Annotated in this window: 3 protein-coding genes and 1 pseudogene; 1 reads left to right on the plus strand and 3 read right to left on the minus strand. The window is 58.7% G+C overall.

From position 1 onward, the window contains the following. Window positions 1-171 precede the first annotated feature (171 nt). From kdpA to EPO09_RS00065, 3 genes are all read right to left on the minus strand, one after another. Window positions 172-1,962 carry a potassium-transporting ATPase subunit KdpA gene (gene kdpA, locus EPO09_RS00055; RefSeq protein ID WP_290638950.1) on the minus strand — a complete coding sequence of 597 codons (1,791 nt, stop codon included), beginning with the start codon at window positions 1,960-1,962 and terminating at the stop codon, window positions 172-174. Beyond that, window positions 1,959-2,051: a K(+)-transporting ATPase subunit F gene (gene kdpF / locus EPO09_RS00060; protein ID WP_290638953.1), complete on the minus strand. Its 93-nt coding sequence runs from the start codon at window positions 2,049-2,051 to the stop codon at window positions 1,959-1,961. The genes kdpA and kdpF overlap by 4 nt, the downstream gene beginning before the upstream one ends. Before the next feature lie 300 nt (window positions 2,052-2,351). Beyond that, window positions 2,352-2,507 carry a hypothetical protein gene (locus EPO09_RS00065; RefSeq protein WP_290638955.1) on the minus strand — a complete coding sequence of 52 codons (156 nt, stop codon included), beginning with the start codon at window positions 2,505-2,507 and terminating at the stop codon, window positions 2,352-2,354. 208 nt (window positions 2,508-2,715) lie between these two features. Between EPO09_RS00065 and EPO09_RS00070 the strand changes: the two are divergent. Continuing rightward, window positions 2,716-4,079: pseudogene (locus EPO09_RS00070) on the plus strand (two-component system sensor histidine kinase KdbD); the annotation flags it as partial.

Below are 4,079 nucleotides of genomic sequence, written 5' to 3' on the forward strand. Positions count from 1 at the left end.
CAAGCGATTGAACAAACAGCACCGAGGTCAAGATGCTGCCCACGTAGACGACGAACATCACGGGGTTGCGCCACTGCACCCTGGGATCCAGTTTCTTGAACGCGTCCGCCACGGCTGGCTTGGCCAGTGTGGGATCAAACAGATTGAATGTTGTGCGAGTCATGTTTTGCCTCACTTCCAGAGCATCAGGTGCTCAACGATCGGGCCCAGCGCCAAGGCCGGTACGTAGTTCAACAAGCCCACCAGCAGCACAGTGCCCAGAAGCAGCACCACAAACAGCGGGCCGTGCGTGGGCATGGTTCCCTCCGTGACGGCGATGCGCTTCTTGGCAGCCAAGGACCCAGCGATGGCCAGCACGGGTACGATCACGCCGAAGCGGCCAAACCACATGGCCACGGCCAGCAGCACGTTGTAGAAAGGCGTGTTGGCGGACAGGCCAGCAAAGGCGCTGCCGTTGTTGTTGGCCGCCGATGTCAGGGCATACAGGATTTCAGAGAAGCCATGCACGCCAGGATTGGCAATGCCCGCCCGGCCAGCCTCCGACATCACGGCAATGGCCGTGCCTGCCAGCACCAGCAGAGGCGTGACCAGGATGGCGATCGAGGTCATCTTCATTTCGTACGACTCGATCTTCTTGCCCAGGTACTCCGGCGTACGCCCGATCATCAGGCCGGCGATGAAAACCGCCAGGATGGCAAATACCAACATCCCGTACAGCCCTGTACCGACACCGCCAAATACCACCTCGCCCAGTTGCATGTTCACCAAAGGAACCATGCCGCCCAGCGGCGTGAACGAATCGTGCATGGCATTGACCGCGCCACACGATGCATCGGTGGTGATGGTGGCGAACAGTGCGGAATCGGCAATCCCGAACCGAACGTCCTTGCCTTCCATGTTGCCGCCGGCTTGCAATGTGCTGGGGGCTTGATCAACGCCTAACGCCTTCAACTGCGGATTGCCCATCTGCTCGAAATGCATGGCTGTGATCGCGCCAGCCACGAACAAGACGAACATGGCAATGAGCACGCTCCAGCCCTGGCGCTGGTCTTGCACCATGCGACCAAAGGTGAAGCACAAAGCCGCTGGGATCAGGAAGATGGACAGCATTTGAACGAAGTTGCTCAATGCCGTCGGGTTCTCGAAGGGGTGGGCCGAGTTGGCGTTGAAGAAGCCCCCGCCATTGGTGCCCAACATCTTGATGGCTTCCTGTGAGGCGACAGGCCCCATGGCCAGAGTCTGGGTATCCGTGCTCTTGTCCTCCATGACCGGTTCGCCCTTTTCGTTCTTGACGGGCTGCCCGTCAGGGCCCGATGTGGCTTCCTGGTAATGCACCACTTCCAGCGTCTTGACGTCCTTGTAGGCATCAAAGTTCTGCACGACACCTTGTTGAACCAGGAACAAGCCATAGACAAATGAAATAGGCAGCAAGATCCACAACGTGACGCGGGTAAGGTCAACCCAGGCGTTGCCGATGCTCTTGGCGGTGTGTCTGGCAAACCCACGAATGAGCGCCACGACGACCACGATGCCGGTTGCCGCAGACAGAAAGTTCTGCACGGCCAGCCCCAGCATCTGCGTCAGGTAGCTCATGGTGGTTTCGCCGCCATAGCCCTGCCAGTTCGTGTTGGTCACAAAACTGATGGCGGTGTTGAACGACGAATCAGGCGTAACGTTGGCCATGCCCTGAGGGTTCAGCGGCAGCCAGATCTGCAGGCGTTGCAAGGCGTAAACCGCGAGCACACCCAAGGCATTGAAAGCGAGGATGGCCAAGGCATATTGCAGCCACCCCATTTCTGAATCGGCCTTGACGCCGCAAAGCCGGTAAAGCGCGGACTCTATCCTGCCTGCCAAAGGCAGGCGTCCTTCCATCACCGTGGCGATATAGCGCCCCAGTGGAAATGCCAGCAACAGCAGTACAACGCTGTAGGCGGCGAGCAATGTCCAACCATGCGTGCTCATGAGAAGTTCTCCGGTTTCAGCAAGGCGGCGATGAGGTAGACCAGCAGGCCCACCGAGATCGCCCCGCAAAGTACATAGAGCCAGCTCATTTCGAAGCTCCTCCCAAGAGGGCGCAGCCCTTGGCCATGCCGACAAGAATCAGCAAGAAGCCGGCGCTAAGCGCAATAAAAACGACATCCATGGACGCCTCCTAACGATGAATGAAGCCATCGTAGAAATAGCCGCATCAAGAAGTGGCCAAGTTTTCAAGGGCTGACATCAAGAAAACATCAAGGCGATCACCTTGCCGCCTTGTCTTGACACGAACTAGCATGAGCGAACGCAAGGACTCGACATGCTTCTTGACCATCTGAACGAGCCGCTTCTTTGAATCGACCTGGAAGTCCCGTTTAACCAAGGTGCCGATGGTCAGTCACGCGTGCACGTGGTGAATCTTCGCGCTGGAAATCTTCTCGGGTCACCCCGCCAATCCAAGCGCAAACCCTGAGCACACCCGCAAAGAATGCCAGCAACAGCACGGTGGGGAGCATGTGAAGCAGATCCATGATGTGAACCTCGTTGATGCGACGTCTTCAATATAGGTAGCTTGGTATCAAGATGAGGTCAAGAATTCAGGTGTGGAAGTCTCGTTGAGATGCATGTGCTTGCGCTAAATCTTTATATTTTCTTGATGCCTGCTGCACCAGTCTTACGGCCATCTTGATGCGTGGCCGCCTAACATGGATGTGGCCTTATCGTCACTTGCATACCACCATGGCAGCGTATTCAGATCGACCGGACCCTGACACCTTGCTTCGACGCGTCATCGAGGACGAGGTCAAGGCTCAACGCGGTCATTTGAAGATCTTCTTCGGCGCATCAGCGGGTGTGGGCAAGACATTTGCCATGCTCATGTCCGCCAAAGCGGCGTTGGCGCAAGGCACGCCTTTGATCGTGGGTTTGGTTGAAACGCATGGGCGCGCCGACACCGAAACCATGACGGCGGGGCTGCCCCGTCTGGCACTGAAACAAGTGCCCTACAAGGGCAAGGTGCTCACCGAATTTGACATCGACGCCGCACTGGCATTTGGCGCTGAACACGAGAATGCCCTGGTGCTTCTGGATGAGCTGGCACACAGCAATGCACCAGGCTCCCGTCATCCCAAGCGCTGGCAGGATGTAGAGGAGTTGCTGGCTGCAGGCATTGACGTGTGGACGACGATGAACGTCCAGCATCTGGAGAGCCTCAACGACATCGTCAGCGGTATCACCGGCATCCAGGTATGGGAAACCGTCCCTGACCGCCTGTTCGACCAGGCACACGAGGTGGTGGTGGTGGACCTGCCACCCGATGAGCTGCTGGAGCGCTTGAAAGCAGGCAAGGTCTACCTGCCGGAACAGGCTGAGCGGGCTGCCGGCAGCTTTTTCAGGAAAGGCAATTTGCTTGCGTTGCGTGAGCTGGCCTTGCGGCGCACCGCCGATCGTGTAGATGGGGAAGTGCTGGCTTATCGACGGGTTGCTTCGGTTCAAGCAGTCTGGCCAAACCGCGAGGCGCTATTGGCGTGCATCGGCCCGGGTGATGGTGGCGAGAAGATCATTCGAAGCTGTGCCAGGTTGGCGGGGCAGTTGGGTGTTCAGTGGCATGCCGTGCACGTTGAAACGCCATCCCAATTGAGGCAAGCTCGATCTGTGCAGCAGGCCACGTTCAAGGTGCTTCAACTGGCCGAACAACTGGGCGGCACGATTGCCACCTTGTCTGCGCCAGATGCGGCCTCGGCACTGGTGCGCTATGCGCGGGAGCACAACTTGTCCCGCCTGGTCATGGGCAGGCATGAACGACGCCTGCCTTGGCGCAAGGCGCTCGCCGATCAGGTCGCGGTCGTGGCCGATGACCTGGATGTGCTGCAGGTTTCCTTGCCCCGGGGTTCCCGCGGGGCGGCCTCATCGGTGCCCCTGGACTTGGCGCCTTCCAGTGCCGTCTGGCCCGGCTACGCCGCAGCAGGCGTGGCCTGTATTGCCGCAGCCTTGCTGGCAACCCCCTTGGTGTCTGTGCTGGAGTTGTCCAACATCGTCATGATCTTTCTGTTGGTCGTGGTGGGCGTGGGACTGCGCTTCGGGCGAGGTCCAGCCGTCCTGGC

It is taken from the genome of Aquabacterium sp., assembly GCF_004297345.1.
Classification (GTDB): domain Bacteria; phylum Pseudomonadota; class Gammaproteobacteria; order Burkholderiales; family Burkholderiaceae_C; genus Aquabacterium.

What these genes read in the sequence shown, in the direction of transcription:
- kdpA (WP_290638950.1), bottom strand. Translation starts at nt 1,962, where the DNA reads ATGAGCACGCATGGTTGGACATTGCTCGCCGCCTACAGCGTTGTACTG.
- kdpF (WP_290638953.1), bottom strand. Translation starts at nt 2,051, where the DNA reads ATGAGCTGGCTCTATGTACTTTGCGGGGCGATCTCGGTGGGCCTGCTG.
- EPO09_RS00065 (WP_290638955.1), bottom strand. Translation starts at nt 2,507, where the DNA reads ATGGATCTGCTTCACATGCTCCCCACCGTGCTGTTGCTGGCATTCTTT.